The organism is Pseudomonas sp. SJZ103, from assembly GCF_007828335.1.
Classification (GTDB): Bacteria; Pseudomonadota; Gammaproteobacteria; order Pseudomonadales; family Pseudomonadaceae; genus Aquipseudomonas.
In genome coordinates, this window is record NZ_VIUN01000002.1 from 503,097 (window position 1) to 525,858 (window position 22,762).

The 22,762-nt window shown below is 59.3% G+C and carries 20 protein-coding genes; 10 read left to right on the forward strand and 10 right to left on the reverse strand.

From position 1 onward, the window contains the following. Window positions 1–9 precede the first annotated feature (9 nt). From FBY10_RS07605 to comJ, 5 genes are all read left to right on the forward strand, one after another. Window positions 10–444, forward strand: coding sequence for a DcrB-related protein (locus FBY10_RS07605; RefSeq protein ID WP_145337401.1), 435 nt, complete (start codon window positions 10–12; stop codon window positions 442–444). A 12-nt stretch (window positions 445–456) separates the two neighbouring features. Beyond that, entirely contained in the window at window positions 457–4,848 is a 4,392-nt protein-coding gene (locus FBY10_RS07610; RefSeq protein ID WP_145337400.1) for an RHS repeat-associated core domain-containing protein, read from the forward strand. A gap of 5 nt (window positions 4,849–4,853) precedes the next feature. Beyond that, window positions 4,854–5,468 (forward strand): hypothetical protein, encoded by a 615-nt coding sequence (locus FBY10_RS07615; protein WP_145337399.1) that lies wholly within the window; start codon window positions 4,854–4,856, stop codon window positions 5,466–5,468. Between the two features lie 348 nt (window positions 5,469–5,816). Next, entirely contained in the window at window positions 5,817–6,614 is a 798-nt protein-coding gene (locus FBY10_RS07625) for a hypothetical protein (protein WP_145337398.1), read from the forward strand. A gap of 180 nt (window positions 6,615–6,794) precedes the next feature. Beyond that, window positions 6,795–7,274 carry a competence protein ComJ gene (gene comJ / locus FBY10_RS07630; RefSeq protein ID WP_145337397.1) on the forward strand — a complete coding sequence of 160 codons (480 nt, stop codon included), beginning with the start codon at window positions 6,795–6,797 and terminating at the stop codon, window positions 7,272–7,274. 94 nt (window positions 7,275–7,368) lie between these two features. Here comJ and FBY10_RS07635 read toward each other — a convergent pair whose 3' ends face one another. From FBY10_RS07635 to FBY10_RS07645, 3 genes are all read right to left on the reverse strand, one after another. Then, a complete protein-coding gene (locus FBY10_RS07635; protein ID WP_003213368.1) occupies window positions 7,369–7,644 on the reverse strand; it encodes an HU family DNA-binding protein in 276 nt (91 codons plus the stop codon). Window positions 7,645–7,835: 191 nt separating this feature from the next. Continuing rightward, the gene (locus tag FBY10_RS07640) at window positions 7,836–8,984 is read right to left on the reverse strand and encodes an NAD(P)/FAD-dependent oxidoreductase (protein ID WP_131697675.1); all 1,149 of its coding nucleotides are present in this window, start codon (window positions 8,982–8,984) and stop codon (window positions 7,836–7,838) included. A gap of 36 nt (window positions 8,985–9,020) precedes the next feature. Beyond that, a complete protein-coding gene (locus FBY10_RS07645; protein ID WP_003213373.1) occupies window positions 9,021–9,188 on the reverse strand; it encodes a rubredoxin in 168 nt (55 codons plus the stop codon). Window positions 9,189–9,385: 197 nt separating this feature from the next. On the opposite strand from FBY10_RS07645, the gene FBY10_RS07650 reads away from it, so the two are divergent. Further along, a complete protein-coding gene (locus FBY10_RS07650) occupies window positions 9,386–9,949 on the forward strand; it encodes a chorismate lyase (RefSeq protein ID WP_145337396.1) in 564 nt (187 codons plus the stop codon). Next, window positions 9,949–10,839 (forward strand): 4-hydroxybenzoate octaprenyltransferase, encoded by an 891-nt coding sequence (ubiA, locus tag FBY10_RS07655; RefSeq protein WP_145337395.1) that lies wholly within the window; start codon window positions 9,949–9,951, stop codon window positions 10,837–10,839. Before FBY10_RS07650 ends, ubiA begins: the two co-directional genes overlap by 1 nt. 32 nt (window positions 10,840–10,871) lie before the next feature. Here the strand turns inward: ubiA and FBY10_RS07660 are convergent, their stop codons facing one another. Continuing rightward, on the reverse strand, window positions 10,872–11,252 hold the full coding sequence (locus FBY10_RS07660) for a hypothetical protein (protein WP_145337394.1): 381 nt from the start codon (window positions 11,250–11,252) through the stop codon (window positions 10,872–10,874). A gap of 154 nt (window positions 11,253–11,406) precedes the next feature. Here FBY10_RS07660 and phoB point away from each other — a divergent pair, with 154 nt between their 5' ends. The 3 genes from phoB to FBY10_RS07675 all read left to right on the forward strand — a co-directional run bounded on the left by phoB (window position 11,407) and on the right by FBY10_RS07675 (window position 15,070). Next, entirely contained in the window at window positions 11,407–12,096 is a 690-nt protein-coding gene (phoB, locus tag FBY10_RS07665; protein WP_003176964.1) for a phosphate regulon transcriptional regulator PhoB, read from the forward strand. Window positions 12,097–12,172: 76 nt separating this feature from the next. Further along, the gene (gene phoR / locus FBY10_RS07670; RefSeq protein ID WP_205885705.1) at window positions 12,173–13,459 is read left to right on the forward strand and encodes a phosphate regulon sensor histidine kinase PhoR; all 1,287 of its coding nucleotides are present in this window, start codon (window positions 12,173–12,175) and stop codon (window positions 13,457–13,459) included. Window positions 13,460–13,729: 270 nt separating this feature from the next. Next, a complete protein-coding gene (locus FBY10_RS07675) occupies window positions 13,730–15,070 on the forward strand; it encodes a hemolysin family protein (RefSeq protein WP_131697680.1) in 1,341 nt (446 codons plus the stop codon). Window positions 15,071–15,073: 3 nt separating this feature from the next. Here FBY10_RS07675 and FBY10_RS07680 read toward each other — a convergent pair whose 3' ends face one another. The 6 genes from FBY10_RS07680 to FBY10_RS07705 all read right to left on the reverse strand — a co-directional run bounded on the left by FBY10_RS07680 (window position 15,074) and on the right by FBY10_RS07705 (window position 22,598). Further along, window positions 15,074–15,745, reverse strand: a complete 672-nt coding sequence (locus FBY10_RS07680; RefSeq protein ID WP_145337393.1) for a M23 family metallopeptidase — start codon at window positions 15,743–15,745, stop codon at window positions 15,074–15,076. 257 nt (window positions 15,746–16,002) lie between these two features. After that, complete coding sequence (locus tag FBY10_RS07685; protein WP_145337392.1) at window positions 16,003–16,911, reverse strand: response regulator; 909 nt, start codon at window positions 16,909–16,911, stop codon at window positions 16,003–16,005. Window positions 16,912–17,079: 168 nt separating this feature from the next. Next, the gene (gene phoU / locus FBY10_RS07690) at window positions 17,080–17,841 is read right to left on the reverse strand and encodes a phosphate signaling complex protein PhoU (RefSeq protein WP_032884456.1); all 762 of its coding nucleotides are present in this window, start codon (window positions 17,839–17,841) and stop codon (window positions 17,080–17,082) included. A 70-nt stretch (window positions 17,842–17,911) separates the two neighbouring features. Continuing rightward, a complete protein-coding gene (gene pstB / locus FBY10_RS07695; protein ID WP_027608247.1) occupies window positions 17,912–18,745 on the reverse strand; it encodes a phosphate ABC transporter ATP-binding protein PstB in 834 nt (277 codons plus the stop codon). A gap of 133 nt (window positions 18,746–18,878) precedes the next feature. Beyond that, window positions 18,879–20,549: a phosphate ABC transporter permease PstA gene (pstA, locus tag FBY10_RS07700; protein ID WP_131697683.1), complete on the reverse strand. Its 1,671-nt coding sequence runs from the start codon at window positions 20,547–20,549 to the stop codon at window positions 18,879–18,881. A gap of 15 nt (window positions 20,550–20,564) precedes the next feature. Continuing rightward, window positions 20,565–22,598: an ABC transporter permease subunit gene (locus FBY10_RS07705; RefSeq protein ID WP_178116729.1), complete on the reverse strand. Its 2,034-nt coding sequence runs from the start codon at window positions 22,596–22,598 to the stop codon at window positions 20,565–20,567. Between the last annotated feature and the right edge of the window lie 164 nt (window positions 22,599–22,762).

A 22,762-nucleotide genomic window follows, 5' to 3' on the forward strand; every position in this document is an offset into this window, starting at 1 on the left:
TTCCGTTTCATGACCTATCAACTTAACGAACTGCAATTCACGCTGCCCAGCGATGACGTTCAGGATGCTTCCATCAATATCCTGAAGTTCGCCGCTCTGGGTACGTCGTTGATTGTCAGCCGTAGCCTTCTAGGTGATGGTGAGACGCTGCAAAGCAACTTCGAAGAGCAACTGGCGAAGCTGGAGAAGCAGGTACAGGACCTGCGCTACCAACCGGCCAAGGCACTTCGTGTAGGCGCGGCGCAGGATATAGACGCCATCGAAGTGCATAACCAGTTCAGCAAGGGCACCGAGCGCATCCATCAATACCAGTTAGCGCTTGTGATACCCGGCACTCGGCAGATGCTTGCCCTGAGTTATGTCAAAGCCCAACCCCTGGGCGATGCTGAAAGCGCCCATTGGGCAACCATCAAAAGCACCTTGCAGCTGAATCCCAAGCCTTGAAGCCCCTATTCCATGTCTGACGCACTCTGGGCGGCACGTCTCGGCGACGGCCTGCTGCACACCTCGGCGATGGCCGACATCCTGGGAGGCGTGCTGGAAATTGCGGCCAACATCGCTATTACGGCCGTTGCCACTGCTGCGATTGTGGCCGCCACCGGTATTACGGTCGTAACCGGCGGGCTAGGCTGCTTTGTGCTGGGCGCCGTGGTGGGAATTATCGTCGGCATAGGCATGAGCAAGACGGGGGCGGACAAGGGACTGACAAAGGTTTGTGACTGGATAGGCAATGCGTTATTCCCGCCGGTGGTGATGGCAACAATCGCCACTGGCTCCCACAACACCTTTACCAACGGCATACCCTCTGCACGTGCCGCAGGCGCCATCGGCCCGGTCAGCTCGCAACCTGCCGAAGGTGGTAGCCCCGAAGAGGCTAGCTACCTTGATATGGCCAAGGGTTTCTTCTCGCAGATGTGGCGACCCACAGTGGCGGTTCCCGCACCAGGCGCAGTACCGAAACCGCTGGATATTGTGATTTGCACCAAGCATCCGCCAATGCCGCCGCAGTTTATTGCCGAAGGCTCCAGCAAGGTCACTATCAACGGTCAGCCGGCCGCCCGCAGCGGTGACCGAAGCACCTGCGACGCCTCGATTGTCGAGTCGGGGATGATCTCCAGCAACGTGCGTATTGGCGGAAGCCCCGTGGTGGTACGCGAGATCCGCAGTGGCAAAACACCCGGTGTCGGGCTGGCGGTGACCGCACTGTTGATGCTGCGTGGCGGCGGCTCCAAGTTTTTCAGCAAGCTGCCGTGCATGGTCGTTGGTGGACTGGTGTCGTGGGGCACCAGCCAAGTGACCAATGCCATTACCTCTGCAGTAGCAGGCTCGCCCAACCCGGTACACAGCTCCACTGGCGCGAAAATTCTTGATGGGGAAGACGATCTGGACTTCGCCCTGCCCGGCCTGCTCCCTATCGAGTGGCAGCGCTACTACAGCAGCCGGGACGAGCGTCGCGACGGTCTGTTCGGTGCCAGCTGGAGCGTGATCTACGAGGTCTGCGTCGAGATTGGCGTACACCCCGATGGTGGGGAACGGCTGGTCTATACCGATGAGCAAGCGCGACAGATCGACATGGGCGTCATCCCGCTGGGCGGTGCCGTATTCAGCGCAGGAGAAGGCTTGAGCGTACGGCGCAATACCAATGGCCAACTACTGATTGAAAGCGTTGATGGGCTCTATCGGCTATTCGAACCAACGCCAGGCACCGCCTCACGCCTGCGCCTTAGCCAATTGGGGGATCGCAACGACAACCGAATCTTCCTCGACTATGACATTCAGGGTCGGCTGAGCCACTTACGAGATACGTTCGACCATGTGCGTGTCGAACTTGTTTACAGCCAGCAATGGCCGGCGCGAGTGGAGCAAGTCGAGCGGCTATACCCAGATCACAGCCGGGAAACCCTTGTCAGTTACAGCTACGACTCTCGCGGCGACCTGGCCGAAGTACGCGATACCGACGCAAACGTGCAACGCCGCTTCGCCTATGACGACGGCCAGCGCATGGTCGAGCATCAACTGCCCACCGGGCTGCGTTGTTACTACCAATGGGGCTGCGTGGACGGCAGCGAATGGCGCGTGGTGCGGCACTGGACGGATGAGGGTGACGAATACCTGTTCGACTACGACCTGTCGGCCGGAGTGACGCGCATTACTGATGGCTTGCAGCGTCTCAGCACACGCCGCTGGAACTCGCAGTACCAGATCACCGAATACACCGACAACCTGGGAAAGACGTGGCAATTCGAATGGAATGAGGAGCGTCAGTTGCTCAGCGCGACTGACCCACAAGGCGGCAAATGGCAGTTCGGCTACGACGAGTCCGGCAACCTGTGCAGCACTCAGGATCCGTTGGGGCGTATCGAGTCGACGTTGTGGCTGGAGCATTGGTCGCTGCCGCTGGTGGAGACCGATGCGGCAGGCCACGCGTGGCAATATCAGTACGACCAGCGGGGCAATTGCGTCAGCGAAATCGACCCCTTGGGGCATGCCACACGTTATCGCTACGACGCCTTTGGTCAGGTGGTGGAAATCATCGATGCCACGGGGAAGAGCAAAACCCTGCGGTGGAATGAAACCGGACAGTTAATCCAGCATATCGATTGTTCGGGGTATCCCACAGCGTTCGAGTACGACCGCCAGGGCCATTTGCAGGTGGTCGTCGACGCCTTGGGTGAACGACAGCGTTATCGACACGACGGCCAAGGCCGGCTGTTGCAGACCGAAATGCCGGACGGTCGCACCGAACAGTACCTGCGCGACACCAGCGGTCTGTTGATCGGCTATACCGATGCAGCGGGTCACACCACCCGCTACCAATACGGGCGCCGCGGGCAAGTGCGCCAACGAATAGATGCACACGGCCGGCAGATTGAGTTCCGCTACGACGCCTACGGACACCTCCAAACCCTGACCAATGAAAATGGTGAGAGTTACCGTTTTACCTGGGACCCGTGCGACCGTCTCGTGGAGCAACAAGACCTCGACGGCAGCGCCCGACGTTATGCCTATGACCTTCTGGATAACGTAGCCGCCGTTGAGTACGTGCCCACAGGGCAGACACCTGAGCCTTCAATTGTGCATCGACTCGAACGAGATGCAGTGGGCCGCTTGCTGTTGAAACAAACCGATGATGGTCGCACCGAATACGCCTACGACCCGTTGGACCAACTCACCGCTGTCACCTTCATCGGCAATGACGAAACCACCCAGGCACTGGCCTTCGCCTACGACGCGCGCGGCCAGTTGCTCATCGAACAAAGCGCCGCTGGCAGCCTGAACTACCACTACGATGAGCTCGGCAACCTGATCCAGACGCAGTTGCCCGACGGCCGCTGGCTCAACCGTCTTTACTACGGCAGCGGCCACCTGCACCAGATCAACCTCGACGGCCGCGTCATCTGCGACTTCGAACGCGACCGCCTGCACCGTGAAGTTCTGCGTACCCAAGGCCAGATCACCACACGCAGCGAATACGACCGCAGCGGCCGCCTGCGCTCACGGATACGCCGCCCCAATGGCCAGCCCACGCAACTGCCGGCTGCCCAGCAAAAACACTTCGACTATGACCCGGCCGATAACCTGATCGGCCGTCTGGAGCGTGACCGCGATAACCGTCGGGATCAGCGCCAACTGCTCCATTACGACGCGACCGGGCGCATCATCGCCAGCCAGGACAACATTCAAGGTCAGCGCGAAACCTTCGCCTACGATGCCGCCGCCAACCTGCTGGACGGCCCACAGGCCAATGCGGGCCTAGTGGTGCATAACAAGCTGTTGACCTATCAGGACAAACGTTACCGCTACGATGGTTTTGGTCGCATGATCGAAAAGCGCAGTGCAGCGCGTGGCGTACAGTATTTCGCCTATGACGCTGAGCATCGCCTGATCGAAGTCCGTAGCCAGAAGGATGGTCGCGAAACGGTCGTGAACATGACCTATGACCCGCTCGGCCGGCGCATCGCTAAAACCGAACATGACAGCAACGGCTACCCGTTGGGCGAAACCCGCTTTGATTGGGAGGGGTTGCGCCTGTTGCAGGAACATCGGCACAGCCGAACCAGCCTCTATATCTATGAAGAAGATGGCTATGCACCGCTGGCTCGGGTGGATGGTACGGGCGAGCATCAAAGTGTGCGCTATTACCACAACGACCTGAACGGATTGCCTGAGCAACTGACCGAAGCTGATGGGAAAACGGTGTGGCAGGCGCGGTATCAGGTGTGGGGGAATGCGGCCGAAGAAGTGCGTGAGGCGTACTTTATCGAAGAGCAGAATTTGCGGTTCCAGGGGCAGTATCTGGATCGGGAGATTGGGCTGCACTACAACACGTTTCGGTTTTATGATCCGGATGTGGGGCGGTTTACTACGCCGGATCCGATTGGGTTGGCGGGGGGATTGAATCTCTATCAATATGCGCCGAATCCCTTTACTTGGATTGACCCGTGGGGATGGGCTTGCAAAAGTGCAGTCAGCGGTAATAAAGGTCGGACTAAGGCGATTCATGACTTGAAACGGAACGGGTTCAAGGTCGTAGCCGAAGAAGTCACCATGAAGGTAAACGGAAAACGTATTCGGGCTGACTTCGTCGCCAAGGATCGTAACGGTAAGTTACATGTATTTGAAGTCAAGCATGGCACTGGAAAGCTGACTCCTAACCAAACCGACTCCAAGGTCTTCGACATGACCAGGCCGGCCAACACCACACAACACTTGGGAGGTGGCACGATCAAGCCCTCTGCTGGGACGAAGGGATCATTCAAGGTTGATACCAAAGGCAAACCGGGCGTTCCGCTAGGTGGAAAAGGCGCACAGCACAACGCAACCTTCAATCTTCTAATCTACAAGTGAATACCATGAGCCTAGAAGTTCGTAAAAATATGGAAGTGGAATTACTGGCAGCGCTGAAGCAAATAACATCTCCCCACTTCGACCTAAAGGCAGGCAAAAATAAACTTAGCCTGCTGGAAGAAAAAGAAAAACTTGGAGAAATCTACCTCCAGCATTTGACAAAAGCCGATGGCTACTATGCTGGAATGGAAATTTATACATGTGAGGCATTTAGCTTCTGTACAAACCAGTCCCCTCCTTATCAGAGCCGGCTGTTGAACGCATCATTTTTGTCGAAGAGCTCTTTGTCGGAAGAAACAAAACAGTTCGGCGACGAGTTGGGCGGAATCATCAAAACTCCGTCAGCTCAGGATATAAACGCTACAGTCAAAAAAATAAGTGACCGGCTGAGATTTTTTTTCCTGCCGAAGGCGGAGAACTGCATCTTGGGTACGACGGCATTAATTGATGACGTGTTGTCCGAGCCCAACAGCTATGCATTCCCATTTCTAACGATCCTCTTTGCCGCACATAAAAATAATATCAGCCTGGATTCGGATGTAATGAGGAAAGTGCTCGCAACTAAATCGATTTTTGGGAACAAGAAGTTCGACTTAGAATTAGCGAATAAAATTTTATAAATCCCAGCCAGACCATTATTAAAACAACATAAGAAACAAGAAACCGGGTCGGATTTATTTAATCATTGTACAACCAAGTAAGCAATTAAATAAATTCGCCCCTTCTTCTTCTGAAAGAGCTGGATGACTAACAACCCGCCTAAGTAACTCAAGCCTGGGCGCTGCTCATGACTGGAGGTTACGATGATCGAAAATAAAAGCCATCACCGAAGCAGACTTGGTCCACCTAGAGTCTGTCATCGGCAGAAAGTTGCCGATCCCCTTCCGAAATCACTACCTCAAGTACAATGGCGCCCCCCCCGAAAGAACTTATTGGCAAACCGAAGATTTTGAAGGTCCTGTCTCCGCTTGAAAAAGATAAAATCATTGCCGATGGAAAAAGCATATTTGGAAGCTCCGGAAAAGCACGAAAGGCGTTACCGTCAGCGAAGCCAGAGTTCCACTATGGAGGTTGCCGTAATGATAAAAGCTGTGAACGACATATTGAAAGAGTTGACTTCAACCCTGGCAGGGCCGTTTGCGAAATTTGGTTACACGCTGAAAAAATTCCGCTTTTTTGAAATGGTCGGCGAAAGTGGACGAACTCGTCGATACACGATCGATATATCCAAAAAAAAAGGATGGTTCTCTCTTCACCTGACGCTTCAGATTCTCGACCCTGTATTGATGACGCGTGTAAACACAGTCCTTGATGCAGCACTGCGAGATGAAAGGCTTGAATACCCGGACAGCTGGTCCGAATCCATCATTGAAAAGACTATTAAAACACGTACTTCTAACTGGGTTGTAGCCGAGCTGACTGATTGGCGGGCGCTGAAAAATCCAAGTGAGCCACTTGAGCATTTCAACCAAAGATTTTCAATATGGTTGTATTCATTCGATAACCTTGATGAGAAACTTGACTGGAAAGAGCAGTTACTGACCAGTATTGATTTAGCGCAGCGTTGGTTTGACCAAGTAGATTCGAACGAATGGATTTGCACCAACACTGATTACCCCTCCTTTGTTTTGCTGAATACCGAAGGGCTAGCCCAAAAACTTGAAGACAGGTACAACGCAACGCTGAAAAGTGCTGAAGACCCGGGTGAAGTGAAGCTATTTTACCTGCACTTATCTGAGCAACCTATTAAAGACCATGAACTTTAAACTCAGAAAGTTAGCGACTAAGCAATGACCGCTGTAGATCTAATTAAAACCTTGTCAAAGAATCTATTTACTACAAACAACCTAGTATAAAAGGGGCGGATTTATTTAGATCAACGGCCATAAGTAAAAAAATCAAATACATCCGTCCCCTTTATCTCGAATTAAGATCGAGGTTTATTGATGAAAAACACCACCCAATCCGTGGATCTACTGATCTCCCACAGGCAAATCCAGTTTCGTTCGCGCCCCTTCGATGAGGCGTCAAGTCAATGGGGCAAGGTCAACCTGGCGCAGGGCGCGGTCCTGCATAGCGACTACGTTGTCTTTGACCCTCTGCCCGAAGACGCTTTCGGCGCGAATGTGAACTTGAATCTGACAAATCGTTTCACCCCTGATGAAACCGCCCAGCGCTGCATCGTCGTGCCGTTTCATGTCACAGACCCTAAGCAGGTGGAAGTAGCCTCGGCGTCTGAAAAATTCAACGTTAAGCTGGATCTGGAGAAGCGCGACTATGCGTTGTACTTCGAGGTCTGCGAAGGCGACGAGATTTTCTACAAGATCACCTTGGTCCCAACTGACACCAAAGTCGCTGCCAAGTACCTGCTGGACGATCCGTGGGGTGGCGAGAAAGACCAGGAACTCGTCGAAGGCATTCGTTAAAGCACTTATAAGCGTTCACAAAAAATGAGCACCCAACCCAGTCGGCGTGCCCATTCTTCTTACCGCCCCGCCTCCCTTCGAGACGGTACCGACATTACGGGTTGACGCTGTCTTTGAGCGACTTGCCCGGCTTGAACGCAACAGTGTTGCTCGCCTTGATTTTCACGGGCTCACCGGTTTGCGGGTTTTTGCCGGTGCGGGCGCCACGGTGGCGTTGCAGGAAGGTGCCGAAACCAACCAGGGTGACGCTGTCCTTGCGGTGCAGGGCGCCGGTGATTTCTTCGAGAACGGCGTTGAGGACGCGGTTGGCCTGTTCTTTGGTGAGATCCGCTTTTTCAGCGATGGCGGCTGCGAGTTCTGGTTTACGCATATATGAAGCCTCTTTGACGGTTTTTTGTTGTTATGTCCGTGCTGCTCTCTAACGGAACAGCGGCCAAGGCGCCGCAGGCTCTACTCTGCGGCAGACGGGAGTGAGGATGGCATGCCCTCGTACGCCGCGCCAGTCTCGCGGCGCCCTTTCTAGGGTAAAAAATGTGCTTATTCCGACAGAACGACCGGTATTTACGCCAGCAACGGCGGAAGTTCTTTGTTGAGGGCGAGTTTTTCCATCACGGCGCTGCCGGTCAGCGCATACCCCAGCAGGCGGCCGCTGGCGTCGCGGCACAGGGCCTTGATGTCGGCGCCCTGGCCTTCGACGCTCCATACACCTTCTGTGCCCCGTGGCGGCGGCGAGACCACCAGCGGGCAGACCGGCGTTTTCACGGTGACCGGCATCGGGCCGTAGCTGACAGCGGTGGCGTTACCGGCCAGGGTCTGGGCCAAGGCACGGGCGCAGCTCATCAAAGGCATCACATACAGCAGGTTCAAGCCGTCAACTTCGGCGCAGTCGCCCAGGGCGTAGATATTGGCGTGGGAGGTCTTGAGGTGGCGGTCCACCATGATCCCGCGGTTGGTCTGCAGACCGGCGGCGGCGGCCAGGTCGACACGCGGGCGCAGGCCGATGGCCGAGACCACCAGGTCGCAGTGGACCACTTCACCGTCCGACAGGTGCGCTTCCAGGCCGTCAGCGGTACGTTGCAGGCGGTTGAGCACCGGGCCCAGGTGGAAACGCGCCCCCAGCCCTTCCAGGCCGGCCTGTACCGCTGCGGCCGCCGCCGGGTGCAGCAGGGTCGGCATGACTTGCTCGCACGGCGCCACCAGGTCGATCTCATAGCCGCCAAGGATCAGGTCGTTGGCAAATTCGCAGCCGATCAGGCCGGCGCCGAGCAGCAGCACGCGGCGCTTGCCGGCAGCGGCGGCGCGAAAGCGGGCGTAATCTTCGAGGTCATTGATCGGGAAAACTAGCTCAGCGGCGTCTCCTTCGACTGGTACGCGCACGGTTTCTGCGCCCCAGGCCAGGACCAGATCACGATAGACCACCGCTTCTTCACCGATCCACAGGCGTTTGTGACCGGGATCGATGCCGCTGACGCGGGTGTGGGTGCGCACTTCGGCCTTGAGTTGCTCCGCCATGGCACCGGGTTCGGCCATGCTCAGGCCATCGGCTTCCTTGTTCTTGCCAAAGCCGGTGGAAAGCATGGGTTTGGAGTAGGAGCGCCCGTCATCCGCGGTGATCAGCAGCAATGGGGTTTCGCTGTCGAGCTTGCGAAACTCCCGGGCCACGTTGTAGCCGGCCAATCCTGTGCCGATGATCACGACAGGTGCGTTCATTCCTTTCTCCTTGTAGTACGGTTCTGAAACTGAAAATTAGCCGATTTCGATCATTTCGAAATCCATTTTGCCGACGCCGCAGTCCGGGCACAGCCAGTCTTCCGGTACGTCCTGCCACAGAGTGCCCGGAGCGATACCATCATCCGGCCAGCCGTCTTTTTCGTCATAGATCAGGCCGCAGACTACACATTGCCACTTCTTCATTTACTTGCTTCCTCAGGGTCCAGGCTGGTTGGCCGGCGGTCGATGGATCCAGCATTGCCGCACGGCTCAGGGCGTTTTGTACTGATCGGGGCCGGCAGATGCAAGCACGATCGACGCAAGGCGCCCGCGCAGCCCGGCAAAAGATCAGGACGCCATGGTAAGCTCGCCGCCTCTTTTGCTGCCAATACTGACGCACCGTGCCGCACTCAATCGCCCTTCCCGATGCTTGCCAATGGTTGACCCAGAGCCTCCTGAGCCCTGCGCCCGCGCCCTTGACCCTCAACTGGCTGTTCGACGAAGGCTCGCTGACCCGCCGGCTGACGTGGCTGTCCAACGATGGCTTCAGCGTGACGCCGCTGTTCGAAGGCTGGCAGCCGCTGCGCGATGATGAATGCGCGGCGCTGCATATGCCCCCGGCCAGCATCGGTTGGGTGCGCGAGGTGTATTTGCGTGGGCATGGCCAGCCGTGGGTATTTGCCCGCAGTGTGGCGGCGCGCAGTGCATTGCAGGGCGACGGCTTGCAGATGGACGAATTGGGCAGCCGTTCCCTGGGCGAATTGCTGTTTTGCGACCGCGCGTTCACCCGCCAGGCCATCGAGGTGTGCCATTACCCTCGCCAGTGGCTGCCGACCACGGACCAGTCCGACGGGCTGTGGGCACGCCGCTCACGCTTCGATCGTGGGGCGCTGAGCGTGCTGGTGGCGGAAGTCTTCCTGCCGAGTTTCTGGCACGCGCTGCATGACCATCCGGAGAACTGCTGATGTATCAACGTCTGCTCAAATCCTTGAACCGCCTGAACCCCAGGGCCTGGGATTTCATTCAGTTGACCCGCATGGACAAGCCCATCGGCATCTACCTGCTGCTGTGGCCGACGCTGTGGGCGCTGTGGATCGCCGGCAAGGGTTCGCCGTCCCTGGCCAACATCGTGATTTTCGTGCTGGGCGTTACGCTGACTCGCGCTGCCGGTTGCGTCATCAATGACTGGGCGGACCGCAAGGTCGACGGCCATGTGAAGCGCACCGCGCAACGCCCGCTGGCAAGCGGCAGGATCAGTTCGAAAGAGGCCCTGGTGTTCTTTGCGGTACTGATGCTGATCAGCTTCCTGCTGGTACTGCTGACCAACGCCACAACCATTTGGTTATCGCTGGGCGGCCTGGCACTGGCGGTCAGCTACCCGTTCATGAAGCGCTACACCTATTACCCGCAGGTGGTGTTGGGCGCGGCGTTTTCCTGGGGCATGCCGATGGCGTTCACCGCCGAAACCGGCCACCTGCCCGCCACCGCCTGGCTGCTGTATATAGCCAACCTGCTGTGGACGGTGGGCTACGACACCTATTACGCAATGACCGACCGCGACGACGACTTGAAGATCGGCGTCAAATCCACTGCGATTCTGTTCGGCGATGCCGACCGGGTGATCATCCTCACCCTGCAAGGCCTGGCGCTGCTGTGCCTGTTGCTGGCCGGCGCACGGTTTGAGCTGGGCGGTTGGTTCCACCTGGGGTTGCTGGCGGCGGCAGGCTGCTTTGCCTGGGAGTTCTGGTACACCCGCGACAGGGACCGGATGAAGTGCTTCAAGGCGTTTTTGCACAACCACTGGGCCGGGTTGGCGATTTTTATCGGGATTGTGGCGGATTACGGGTTTCGATGAGGGGCCAGGCCCCTCACCGCTAGCGGGCTGAATCAGGGCTTGGCGACTTTCCAGGCCCCGTCCATTTTGCCGTCGCCGGTCATGTCGCCGGCCTTTTTGTCCATCACAAAGGTATAGAGAGGCTTGCCGTTGTAGGCCCATTGGCCCTTTTGATCGTCACGGGTGATAACGGTCCACTTGCCCATGGGTTTGTCGGTGGACTCGGCCATCAACGGCGGCCAGTTGGTGGCGCACTTGTCGTTACACATGGACTTGCCATCGGCGTCCTTGGCGAAGGTGTAGAGCGTCATGCCCTTATGATCCACCAACATCCCGTCTTTCGTCATCGCCGGGTCTGCGGCAAATGCCAGTGTCGGCAGCGTTAACGCCGCCGTGACCAGAAGGGCCTTCCAGGAAAAAGTACTGTGATTCATCGGAACCTTCCTTTTGTGGTTGTCAGGATTCGGACCCAAAGCGTAGTCCAGAGTGCCGCCAATTGCCCGATCGACTAAATTACTGTCACACGACTGCAATATTTCCGTTATCTAATGCGGCGCAAGACAGTTAAATGACAAGAGGATTTTAGGCATGGTTGGCAGGAGCATTCTGATTGTTGACGACGAAGCGCCCATCCGCGAGATGATCGCCGTTGCGTTGGAAATGGCCGGCTATGACTGCCTGGAGGCGGAGAACTCCCAGCAGGCCCATGCCATTATCGTCGACCGCAAGCCGGACCTGATCCTGCTGGACTGGATGCTGCCCGGCACCTCCGGCATCGAACTGGCCCGCCGCCTCAAGCGCGATGAGCTGACCGGGGATATCCCGATCATCATGCTCACCGCCAAGGGCGAAGAGGACAACAAGATCCAGGGCCTGGAAGTCGGCGCCGATGACTACATCACCAAGCCGTTTTCCCCACGGGAGCTGGTAGCGCGCCTGAAGGCCGTATTGCGCCGGGCCGGCCCGACCGATGGCGAAGCGCCTATTGAAGTCGGCGGCCTGCTGCTGGACCCGATCAGCCACCGCGTGACCATCGACGGCAAGCCGGCCGAGATGGGCCCGACCGAATACCGCCTGCTGCAATTTTTCATGACCCACCAGGAGCGCGCCTATACCCGTGGCCAGTTGCTGGACCAGGTGTGGGGCGGCAACGTGTATGTGGAGGAGCGCACCGTTGACGTGCATATCCGCCGCCTGCGCAAAGCCTTGGGTGACGCTTACGAGAATCTGGTACAAACCGTGCGCGGCACCGGCTACCGGTTTTCAACCAAAGGCTGAGCCAGCCCTTCCTTAACAGCTGACAAGGACGCATGTTTAAGTGAACCAAAACTGGCATGGCACCCTGATCCGCCACATGCTCCTGTTGATCACCGCCTGCCTGTTGGTAGGCCTGGTCAGCGGCTATTACGGCTGGAGCCTGGCCATTGGTATCGCCCTGTACCTGGGCTGGACCCTCAAACAATTGCTGCGCCTGCATGAATGGCTGCGCCAGCACAAACCCGACGAAGCGCCACCTGACGGCTACGGCCTGTGGGGTGAGGTGTTCGACAGCATCTACCACCTGCAACGCCGCGACCAACGCGTACGCGGGCGCCTGCAAGCCGTGATCGACCGCGTGCAGGAGTCCACCGCCGCGCTCAAGGACGCGGTGATCATGCTCGACAGCGATGGCAACCTGGAATGGTGGAACCGCGCCGCCGAGACCCTGCTGGGCCTCAAGACACCCCAGGACAGCGGCCAGCCAGTGACCAACCTGGTGCGCCACCCACGCTTCAAAGAGTACTTCGAGCAGGAAAACTACGAGGAAGCGCTGGAAATCCCCTCGCCGACCAACGACCGCGTGCGTATCCAGCTGTACCTGACGCGCTACGGCAACAACGAACACCTGATGCTGGTGCGCGACGTAACCCGCATCCATCAACTGGAACAGATGCGTAAAGACTTCGTCGCCAACGTTTCCCACGAATTGCGTACGCCATTGACGGTGATCTGCGGCTACTTGGAGACGCTGCTGGACAACGTCGACGAGATCAACCCGCGCTGGAGCCGTGCCCTGCAGCAAATGCAGCAGCAGGGTTCACGCATGCAGACCCTGCTCAACGACTTGCTGTTGCTGGCCAAGCTTGAAGCCACGGATTATCCGTCGGACAACCATCCGGTGGCCGTACAAAGCCTGTTGCAGACCATCAAGAATGACGCCCAGGCCCTGTCGGGCGAGCGCGGGCAGCAGATCAGCCTGGATGCCGACCCGCGAGTGTTGCTCAAAGGCAGCGAAGGCGAATTGCGCAGCGCGTTCTCCAACCTGGTGTTCAACGCGGTGAAGTACACCCCGGACAAGGGCACTATCCGCATCCGCTGGTGGGCCGACGAACAAGGCGCACACCTGAGCGTGCAGGACTCCGGCATCGGCATCGACGCCAAGCATCTGCCGCGCCTGACCGAGCGCTTCTACCGCGTCGACTCCAGCCGCAACTCCAACACCGGCGGCACCGGGCTGGGCCTGGCCATCGTCAAGCATGTGCTGCTGCGCCACCGTGCGCGCCTGGAAATCAGCAGTGTGCTGGGGCATGGCAGTACGTTCACCTGCCATTTTCCACCAGCGCAGATGACCCGTTCGCGGCTCGTTGGAAATGACGAATAACTCAAACACAGCACAAAACCAAATGTGGGAGGGGGCTTGCTCCCGATGGCGGTGCACCAGTATCAGATATGCTGACTGACACACTGCTATCGGGAGCAAGCCCCCTCCCACAATTGGAATTGTGCTGTTTTGAATAAGGCATTCCACACCCCACCCGGCGGCAACCACTAGGCAAGCGCCCCGTCAGCCGCTACATTGGCCGACTTGCGCCTGCCTTCCAGGCCCTTCTGTCCCCCCTTATTGAACACACGGAACCTGCAAAACCCAATCATGGACCCTTCCCCTGGTATCACCCTCGCCACACTCTTCGCCGATTTCGGCATGATTCTTTTTGCTCTGATCCTGGTACTGCTCAACGGTTTTTTCGTTGCGGCGGAATTTGCCATGGTCAAGCTGCGCTCGACCCGGGTCGAGGCCATCGCCCACACCAACGGCTGGCGCGGGCAGATCCTGCGTACCGTACACAGCCAGCTCGATGCTTACCTGTCGGCCTGCCAGCTGGGTATCACCCTCGCCTCCCTGGGCCTGGGCTGGGTCGGTGAGCCGGCCTTTGCGCATATCCTGGAGCCGCTGTTGGGCGCCGCAGGCGTCGAATCACCGGAAGTGATCAAGGGCGTGTCGTTCTTTGCCGCGTTCTTCGTGATTTCCTACCTGCACATCGTGGTCGGTGAACTGGCACCCAAGTCCTGGGCCATTCGCAAGCCCGAACTGCTGTCACTGTGGACGGCGGTGCCGCTGTACCTGTTCTACTGGGCCATGTACCCGGCGATCTACCTGCTCAACGCCAGCGCCAATGCGATCCTGCGCATTGCCGGCCAAGGCGAGCCTGGCCCGCACCACGAGCACCATTACAGCCGCGAAGAGCTCAAGTTGATCCTGCACTCCAGCCGTGGCCAGGACCCGAGCGACCAAGGCATGCGCGTACTGGCCTCGGCCGTGGAAATGGGCGAGCTGGAAGTGGTGGACTGGGCCAACTCCCGTGAAGACCTGGTCACCCTGGACTTCAACGCCCCGCTCAAGGAAATCCTCGCGCTGTTCCGCCGCCATAAGTTCAGCCGTTATCCGGTATATGACGCGGTGCGCAACGAGTTTGTCGGCCTGTTGCACATCAAGGACCTGCTGCTGGAACTGGCGGCCCTGGACCACATCCCCGAATCGTTCAACCTGGCCGAACTGACCCGCCCGCTCGAACGTGTGTCGCGGCACATGCCGTTGTCGCAGTTGCTGGAGCAGTTCCGCAAAGGCGGCGCGCACTTTGCCCTGGTGGAAGAAGCCGACGGCAAGATCATCGGCTACCTGACCATGGAAGACGTGCTGGAAGTGCTGGTAGGCGATATTCAGGACGAACACCGCAAGGCCGAGCGCGGCATCCTCGCCTACCAGCCCGGCAAACTGCTGGTACGGGGCGACACGCCGCTGTTCAAGGTGGAACGCCTGTTGGGTGTCGACCTGGATCACATTGAGGCCGAAACCCTCGCAGGGCTGGTCTACGACACGCTCAAACGGGTGCCGGAAGAGGAAGAAGTGCTGGAGGTTGAAGGCTTGCGGATCATCATCAAGAAGATGAAAGGGCCGAAGATCGTGCTGGCCAAGGTCCTGCTGCTGGATTGACCCTCAATTGCCCAATGCAAAATTGGGCAATGTCCCCACCGGCTGGTTGAATTCGTAAGGAATCGACACCAGCCCGGCCTCGCTACTCTGCTGCACCACGAAGTGCAGGTGCGGCCCGCTGCTGTTGCCGGTATTGCCCGACAACCCCAGCGCGCTGCCCACTGCTACGCGCTGCCCCGCCCTGACGCTGACCGAACCTTGCTTGAGATGCAGGTACACGCCCTGGGTGCCGTCATCATGCTGCACGCGCACGAAATTGCCCGACGCATCGTTGCCGCGTCCGATCTGGCTATTCTCGATTTTCACCACCACACCGCTGCGCGCCGCAATGATCGGCGTGCCTTCGGGCATGGCAATGTCCATGGCGTAGCGGCTTTTGGCGTCGGTGTGGCTGAAACTGCCGTTGGGGCCTTGGGTCAGGCGGAACGGACCGCCACGCCAGGGCAAGGGGTAGCGGTAGGCTTGTTGTGGGTAACCAGGTTTGGGTCTGTCGAGTGCTGGCCGTTGTACGCGCTCGACCCTGCGTTCTTGAATCACGAACGCCTGGGCACCGGGGGTTTGCCGGTCGCTGAAGAACACCATGCCGTTGGCATCGGTGGATTTGTAGAGGGTCATGGCCTGGGTCGAAGTGGCGACCGCAGCCAACGTGCAGGACAGCAAGAGGCGAAGAACCATGGCGCGAACCTGCCGGAGTGAATGAACAGCAAGCTAACAACGGTTGATGACAATCTTGTAGTGAGCGGGCTCGCCCCGCGCTGGGCTGCGCAGCAGCCCCGAAACCAGGCGCAGAGGAGTGCCTGATACACCGCATTCGTCTTCATCAGGGGCGCTTCGCACCCCAACGCGGGACAAGCCCGCTCGCCACAGAGGCCCCAGTTTGCTGCGCGCCAGCGCTATGTCGAAGAGGTAGTGGGACCTCCCTCACCACAAGGTCAGGCACCCGGCACAAAATGCTTCTGCGCCGTACCACGCGCAATCAGGCGGGAGATGTAGTCGAGCTTCTGCGCGTCCTGATCGATAAAGCGGAAGGTCAGTTGCAGCCAATCGCTATCGGGCTTGGGCTCGAAGGCGACGATGGCGTGCAGGTAACCGTTGAGACGGGCCACCTCAGCGTTGTCGCCCTGTTCCAGGTCGAGCACGGCACTTTCCAGCACCTGAGGCAGGACCTCACCGCGACGCACCACCAGCAGCGCTTCCTTGATGCTCAGCGCTTTGATCACACATTGCTGGGTGCCGCTGGACAGGCGCAACTGGCCCTGGCCACGGCCGCCAGTGGGTGCAGCGCCTGGCGCTTGGACCGGCGGGCTGTTAAGCAGGCCTTTGCTTGGCGCAGACGCGGCAGCCGCGACGGGGGCGGCACGTACGGCTTCTGGCTTGCCACCGGTCAGGGCGCTCAGGGAATCATTGCCGAAGGCCGAGTTCATCTTGGTGGGCGCGCTGGCGACCAGGGCATCGAGGCGACCAACCTTGTGCAGGGCCTGTTTGACCTTATTCAACAGTTGCTCGTTGGTAAACGGTTTGCTGACGTAGCCGGAAACCCCGGCCTGGATCGCCTGGACCACGTTCTCTTTGTCACCACGGCTGGTCACCATCACAAACGGCATGGACTTCAGGTGCGGTTGCTCACGGCACCAGGTCAACAGCTCCAGGCCGGACATCTCCGGCATTTCCCAGTCGCACAGCACCAGGTCGAAGCTCTCGCGCATCAGGATGGTCTGGGCCTTCTTGCCGTTTACCGCATCTTCAAGCTTGATCCCGGGGAAGTAGTTGCGCAGGCACTTCTTCACCAGGTCGCGGATAAACGAGGCGTCATCCACCACCAATACACTGACTTTACTCATCGACCCTTCATCCTATAAAAACTTCGGCACGCAAAACGCCTGACTGATGGCATTTTGCCAAAACTCTGTAGTCACGTTCGGACTTTCTTTTACCCGACTCGCAAAAAAATCGGGGGCCGCAAACAAAAACGCCCGACCAAAGGCCGGGCGTTAATTTCTCGGGCAACCTTACTTATCGTCAGATTCGCCCGGAACATTAGGGATTTGATCGGCTGAACCTTCAACTTCGGCCTTCATGCGCTTGAGGCCCATGTGCCGTACGTCGGTACCGCGCACCAGGTAGATCACCAGTTCCGAGATATTGCGCGCGTGATCACCGATCCGCTCCAGGGAACGCAGCACCCAGATGATGCTCAAGACCCGCGAGATAGAGCGCGGGTCTTCCATCATGTAGGTGGCCAGCTCACGCAGGGCGGTCTTGTATTCACGGTCGATGACCTTGTCGTACTGCGCCACCGACAACGCCAGGTCGGCGTCAAAGCGCGCAAAGGCATCAAGGGCATCACGCACCATGTTGCGCACCTGGTCGCCGATGTGACGCACTTCAACATAACCGCGCGGCGCTTCACCCTCTTCGCACAGCTGGATGGCACGGCGGGCGATCTTGGTGGCTTCGTCGCCGATCCGCTCGAGGTCGATCACCGACTTGGAGATGCTGATGATCAAGCGCAGGTCGGATGCCGCCGGCTGGCGACGGGCGAGAATGCGCAGGCATTCTTCGTCGATGTTGCGTTCCATCTGGTTGATCTGGTCATCGATCTCGCGCACTTGCTGGGCCAGGCCCGAGTCAGCCTCGATCAGCGCGGTCACGGCGTCGTTGACTTGCTTCTCCACCAGCCCGCCCATCGCCAGGAGGTGGCTGCGCACTTCCTCGAGCTCAGCGTTGAACTGCGCGGAGATGTGGTGGGTAAGGCCTTCTTTACTAATCATGTTGGCGTCCTTGGAGCGTCCGGTAAGGTGCGGAGAACCGCAGCGTCAGTGCAATCAGAACCACAGCTTCCTAGCCGTAGCGACCGGTGATGTAGTCTTCGGTCTGCTTCTTCGCCGGATTGGTGAACAGGGTGTCGGTATCGCCGAACTCCACCAGCTTGCCCATGTACATGAACGCGGTGTAGTCGGAAACCCGCGCCGCCTGTTGCATGTTGTGGGTCACGATGACGATGGTGAACTTGGACTTGAGCTCGTAGATCAGTTCTTCGACTTTCAGCGTCGAGATCGGGTCGAGTGCCGAGCACGGTTCGTCGAGCAACAGCACTTCCGGCTCCACGGCGATGGTGCGCGCGATCACCAGGCGTTGCTGCTGGCCGCCGGACAGGCCGAGTGCCGACTCGTGCAGGCGGTCCTTGACCTCGTCCCACAGCGCCGCGCCTTTAAGGGCCCACTCAACCGCTTCGTCGAGGATGCGCTTCTTGTTGATGCCCTGGATGCGCAGGCCGTAGACCACGTTTTCGTAGATGGTCTTGGGGAACGGGTTAGGCTTCTGGAACACCATGCCCACGCGGCGACGCAGCTCGGCCACGTCTTCGCCCTTGCGGTAGATATTGGTGCCGTAGAGGTTGATGGCCCCGTCCACGCGGCAACCGTCGACCAGGTCGTTCATGCGGTTGAAGGTACGCAGCAACGTGGACTTGCCGCAGCCGGACGGGCCGATGAAGGCGGTCACGCGCTGCTTGGGGATGTTCATGCTGACGTCGAACAGCGCCTGCTTGTCACCGTAGTACAGGCTCAGGCCCGGCACTTCGATGGCCACAGTTTCCTGGGCCAAGCTCAGGCTCTGTTTGTCGCGACCCAGGGCAGACATGTTGATGCCGTGGGAATGGGTGTCGTGTTGCATGGGATGCTCCCTGTGCTGTTGTGTGGGAGGGGGCTTGCCCCCGATAGCGGTGCATCAGGAACATGTGTGCTGGCTGGCACACCGCAATCGGGAGCAAGCCCCCTCCCACAAATAAGTCCGCGTTCAATTCAGATTAGCTGTCCAGCGCCTTGTACTTCTCGCGCAGGTGGTTACGAATCCACACCGCCGACAGGTTGAGCGTGGCGATCACCAGCACCAGCAGCAAGGCGGTGGCGTACACCAGCGGCCGTGCGGCCTCGACGTTAGGGCTCTGGAAGCCGACGTCATAGATATGGAAGCCCAGGTGCATGATCTTCTGGTCCAGGTGCAGATACGGGTAGTTGCCGTCCAGCGGCAGCGACGGGGCGAGTTTCACCACGCCGACCAGCATCAGCGGCGCCACTTCACCGGCGGCGCGGGCCACGGCGAGGATCATGCCGGTCATCATCGCCGGGCTGGCCATCGGCAGCACGATCTTCCACAGCGTTTCCGCCTTGGTCGCGCCCAGCGCCAGGGAGCCTTCACGCACCGTACGCGGAATCCGCGCCAGGCCTTCTTCGGTGGCCACGATCACCACCGGTACCGCCAGCAGCGCCAGGGTCAGCGAGGCCCAGAGCAGGCCCGGTGTACCGAAGGTCGGTGCCGGCAGCGCTTCGGCGAAGAACAGACGGTCGACCGAGCCACCCAATACATACACGAAGAAACCCAGGCCGAACACGCCGTAGACGATGGCCGGTACACCCGCCAGGTTGTTCACGGCGATGCGGATAATCCGCGTCAGGGTGTTCTGCTTGGCGTATTCACGCAGGTATACCGCCGCCAGCACGCCGAACGGGGTCACGATCATCGCCATGATCAGGGTCATCATCACGGTGCCGAAGATGGCCGGGAAGATCCCGCCTTCGGTGTTGGCTTCCCGCGGGTCATCGCTGAGGAATTCCCACACCTTGCTGAAGTAGAAACCGATCTTGGTCACGGTGCCCATGGCGTTCGGCTGGTAGGCGTGCACCACTTTGCCGATGCCGATTTCAATTTCCTTGCCGTTGCCATCGCGAGCGGTCAAAGCGTCGCGGTTGAACTGGGCGTGCAGGTCGGCCAGGCGTGCTTCGATGTCCTGGTAGCGGGCGTTCAGCTCGGCGCGGTCGGCATCCATGTCGGCCTGGGCGGCGGCGTCGAGCTTGCCTTCCAGCTCAAGCTTGCGGCCGTGCAGGCGAATGCGTTCGAGGCCGGCGTTGATCGCGCCGATGTCGGATTTCTCCAGGGTCTTGAGCTGGGCCGCCAGCTTGTTAACGCGGTCCACGCGGGCTTGCAGCTCCGGCCACGCGGCCTCGCCTTCGGCGATGACCTTGCCATCCTGCTTGACGTTGACCAGGGTGCCGTAGAAGTTGCCCCACTCACGACGCTCGATGGTCATCAGGTTTTTCGGCGTGGTCTGGTCCTTCAACCACTCGCCGACGATCCAGGTGAAGTCGTTGCCGTTCAGGTCACGGTTGCCGACCTTGATCAGCTCGCGGGTCATGAATTCCGGGCCCGCATCGGGCACCGGCAGGCCCGCGCTTTTCAGGCGCTCGCGCGGCACTTCTTCTTTCTGCACCACTTCGCCGATGACGATATGGTTTTCCTGGCCCGGCACGTTGTAGTTGGCCTGGATCAGGTCAGCCGGCCAGAAGTGGCCCAGGCCACGCACAGCAATCACCGCCAGCAAACCAATGGTCATGATGACCGCGATGGACACCGCGCCACCGCTGATCCAGACGCCGGGAGCGCCGCTCTTGAACCATCCATTCAGGGAGTTCTGTTTCACAGACTTCTACCTTTCTTAAAGCGACGAGTATTTCTTGCGCAGACGCTGACGAATCAGCTCGGCGAGGGTGTTCATGATGAACGTGAACAGCAGCAGCACCAGCGCCGATAGGAACAGCACGCGGTAATGACTGCCGCCGACTTCCGACTCCGGCATTTCCACCGCGACGTTGGCCGCCAGGGTGCGCAGGCCTTCGAACAGGTTCATCTCCATCACCGGCGTGTTACCGGTGGCCATCAGCACGATCATGGTCTCGCCCACGGCGCGCCCCATGCCGATCATCAGCGCCGAGAAGATGCCCGGGCTGGCGGTCAGGATCACCACGCGGGTCATGGTCTGCCACGGCGTGGCGCCCAGGGCCAGGGAGCCCAGGGTCAGGCCGCGCGGTACGCTGAACACGGCGTCTTCGGCGATGGAGTAGATGTTCGGGATCACCGCAAAACCCATGGCCAGGCCGACCACCAGAGCATTGCGCTGGTCGTAGGTGATGCCGAGGTCGTGGGAGATCCACATGCGCATGTCGCCGCCGAAGAACCAGGTTTCCAGGTACGGGCTCATGTACAGCGAGAGCCAGCCCACGAACAGGATCACCGGGATCAGGATCGCGCTTTCCCAACCGTCGGGAACCCGCAGGCGGATGGATTCAGGCAGGCGGCTGAAGACAAACCCGGCCACCAGGATGCCAATCGGCAACAGCATCAGCAGGCTGAAGATCCCCGGCAGATGCCCTTCGACATACGGCGCCAGGAACAGGCCGGCGAAGAAGCCGAGGATCACCGTCGGCATCGCTTCCATCAATTCGATCACCGGCTTGACCTTGCGGCGCAGGCTCGGGGCCATGAAGTAAGCGGTGTAGATCGCCGCGGCAACGGCCAGGGGCGCCGCCAGCAGCATGGCGTAGAACGCCGCCTTCAGCGTACCGAAGGTCAATGGCGCCAGGCTCATCTTGGGTTCGAAGTCGGTGTTGGCGGCGGTCGATTGCCAGACGTACTTAGGCTCGTCGTAGTTTTCGTACCAGACCTTGCTCCACAACGCACTCCAGGACACTTCCGGGTGCGGGTTGTCCAGCAGCAGCGGCTGCAGCTTGCCGCCGGCTTCGACGATCACGCGGTTGGCGCGAGGCGATAGGCCGAACACGCCCTGGCCGTCGACCACCGGATCCACCAGCAGGGTGCGGTGGGCAGTGCTGTGGAACACGCCGAACGTGCCGGAAGCGTCGAGGGCAGTGAAGCCTTTGCGACGCTCTTCGGCGGTGATTTCCACGATGGGCGCGGTGCCCATCTGGAAGGTGCGAATCTGCTTGAAACGCTGCTCGCCATCCGGGTCACGGGCCATGAACCACTGGGCCAGGCCGCCTTTGGAGTTACCGACGATCAGCGAGATACCGCCCACCAGCTGGGTGCTGGCGGTGATTTCAGCGTTGCCGTCTTCGAGCAGTTTGTAGCGACCGTTGAGGCTCTTGTCGCGCAGGCTGAACACATCCGCCAGGGCGCGGCCGTTGATCACATACAACCACTGCTGGCGCGGATCAATGAAGATCGCCTTCACCGGTTCGGTCATTTGCGGCAGCTCGACACGCTTCTGCTCGCTGGTGACTTCACCGGTCATCATGTTTTCTTCGCGGCTCAGGGTCAGCACGTTCAAGTACGAACCGGCCGAGCCTGCCACCACCAGCGACGTATCGGTGGCATTGAGGGCGACGTGCTCCAACGGGCGACCGGCATCGTCGAGCACGATCGGCGTTTCACCGTAGGGGTATTCAATCGCAGGCGTGATGGTTTTCTTGCCGTCCGGGTACGACACCTTATAGGTGTGGCGGAACACCAGGGACTGGCCATTGGACAATCCGAGGATCACCAGCGGGCTGCCCGGCTGATCTTCACCAATGGAAGCAACGCTCACGCCCGGCGCAAGCGGCAGGTCGACACGCTTGAGTTCGGCACCGGTCGTGACATCAAAGAACAGCGCCTGGCCCTTGTCGGATACCCGCATGGCGACCTGGTTCTGCTCTTCCAGGGAGATCAACAAAGGCTTGCCGGCGTCCTGCATCCAGGCGGGCGTCAGTGCGTCTTCCTTGGTCAGCGAGGCGCCTTGGAACAAAGGCGCGACCACATAGGCGAGGAAAAAGAAAATCAGGGTGATGGCACCGAGAACGGCGAGGCCGCCGACCAGCACGTACCAACGGGTCAGACGGTCCTTGAGCGCGCGGATGC

Coding starts and splice junctions, on each gene's coding strand:
- FBY10_RS07680 (WP_145337393.1), bottom strand. CDS start 15,745: ATGGTTCTTCGCCTCTTGCTGTCCTGCACGTTGGCTGCGGTCGCCACT.
- phoR (WP_205885705.1), top strand. CDS start 12,173: ATGCTCCTGTTGATCACCGCCTGCCTGTTGGTAGGCCTGGTCAGCGGC.
- FBY10_RS07660 (WP_145337394.1), bottom strand. CDS start 11,252: ATGAATCACAGTACTTTTTCCTGGAAGGCCCTTCTGGTCACGGCGGCG.
- FBY10_RS07645 (WP_003213373.1), bottom strand. CDS start 9,188: ATGAAGAAGTGGCAATGTGTAGTCTGCGGCCTGATCTATGACGAAAAA.
- FBY10_RS07685 (WP_145337392.1), bottom strand. CDS start 16,911: ATGAGTAAAGTCAGTGTATTGGTGGTGGATGACGCCTCGTTTATCCGC.
- pstB (WP_027608247.1), bottom strand. CDS start 18,745: ATGCAACACGACACCCATTCCCACGGCATCAACATGTCTGCCCTGGGT.
- FBY10_RS07615 (WP_145337399.1), top strand. CDS start 4,854: ATGAGCCTAGAAGTTCGTAAAAATATGGAAGTGGAATTACTGGCAGCG.
- FBY10_RS07640 (WP_131697675.1), bottom strand. CDS start 8,984: ATGAACGCACCTGTCGTGATCATCGGCACAGGATTGGCCGGCTACAAC.
- ubiA (WP_145337395.1), top strand. CDS start 9,949: ATGTATCAACGTCTGCTCAAATCCTTGAACCGCCTGAACCCCAGGGCC.
- FBY10_RS07635 (WP_003213368.1), bottom strand. CDS start 7,644: ATGCGTAAACCAGAACTCGCAGCCGCCATCGCTGAAAAAGCGGATCTC.
- FBY10_RS07705 (WP_178116729.1), bottom strand. CDS start 22,598: ATGCAGGACGCCGGCAAGCCTTTGTTGATCTCCCTGGAAGAGCAGAAC.
- phoU (WP_032884456.1), bottom strand. CDS start 17,841: ATGATTAGTAAAGAAGGCCTTACCCACCACATCTCCGCGCAGTTCAAC.
- FBY10_RS07675 (WP_131697680.1), top strand. CDS start 13,730: ATGGACCCTTCCCCTGGTATCACCCTCGCCACACTCTTCGCCGATTTC.
- FBY10_RS07605 (WP_145337401.1), top strand. CDS start 10: ATGACCTATCAACTTAACGAACTGCAATTCACGCTGCCCAGCGATGAC.
- comJ (WP_145337397.1), top strand. CDS start 6,795: ATGAAAAACACCACCCAATCCGTGGATCTACTGATCTCCCACAGGCAA.
- FBY10_RS07610 (WP_145337400.1), top strand. CDS start 457: ATGTCTGACGCACTCTGGGCGGCACGTCTCGGCGACGGCCTGCTGCAC.
- phoB (WP_003176964.1), top strand. CDS start 11,407: ATGGTTGGCAGGAGCATTCTGATTGTTGACGACGAAGCGCCCATCCGC.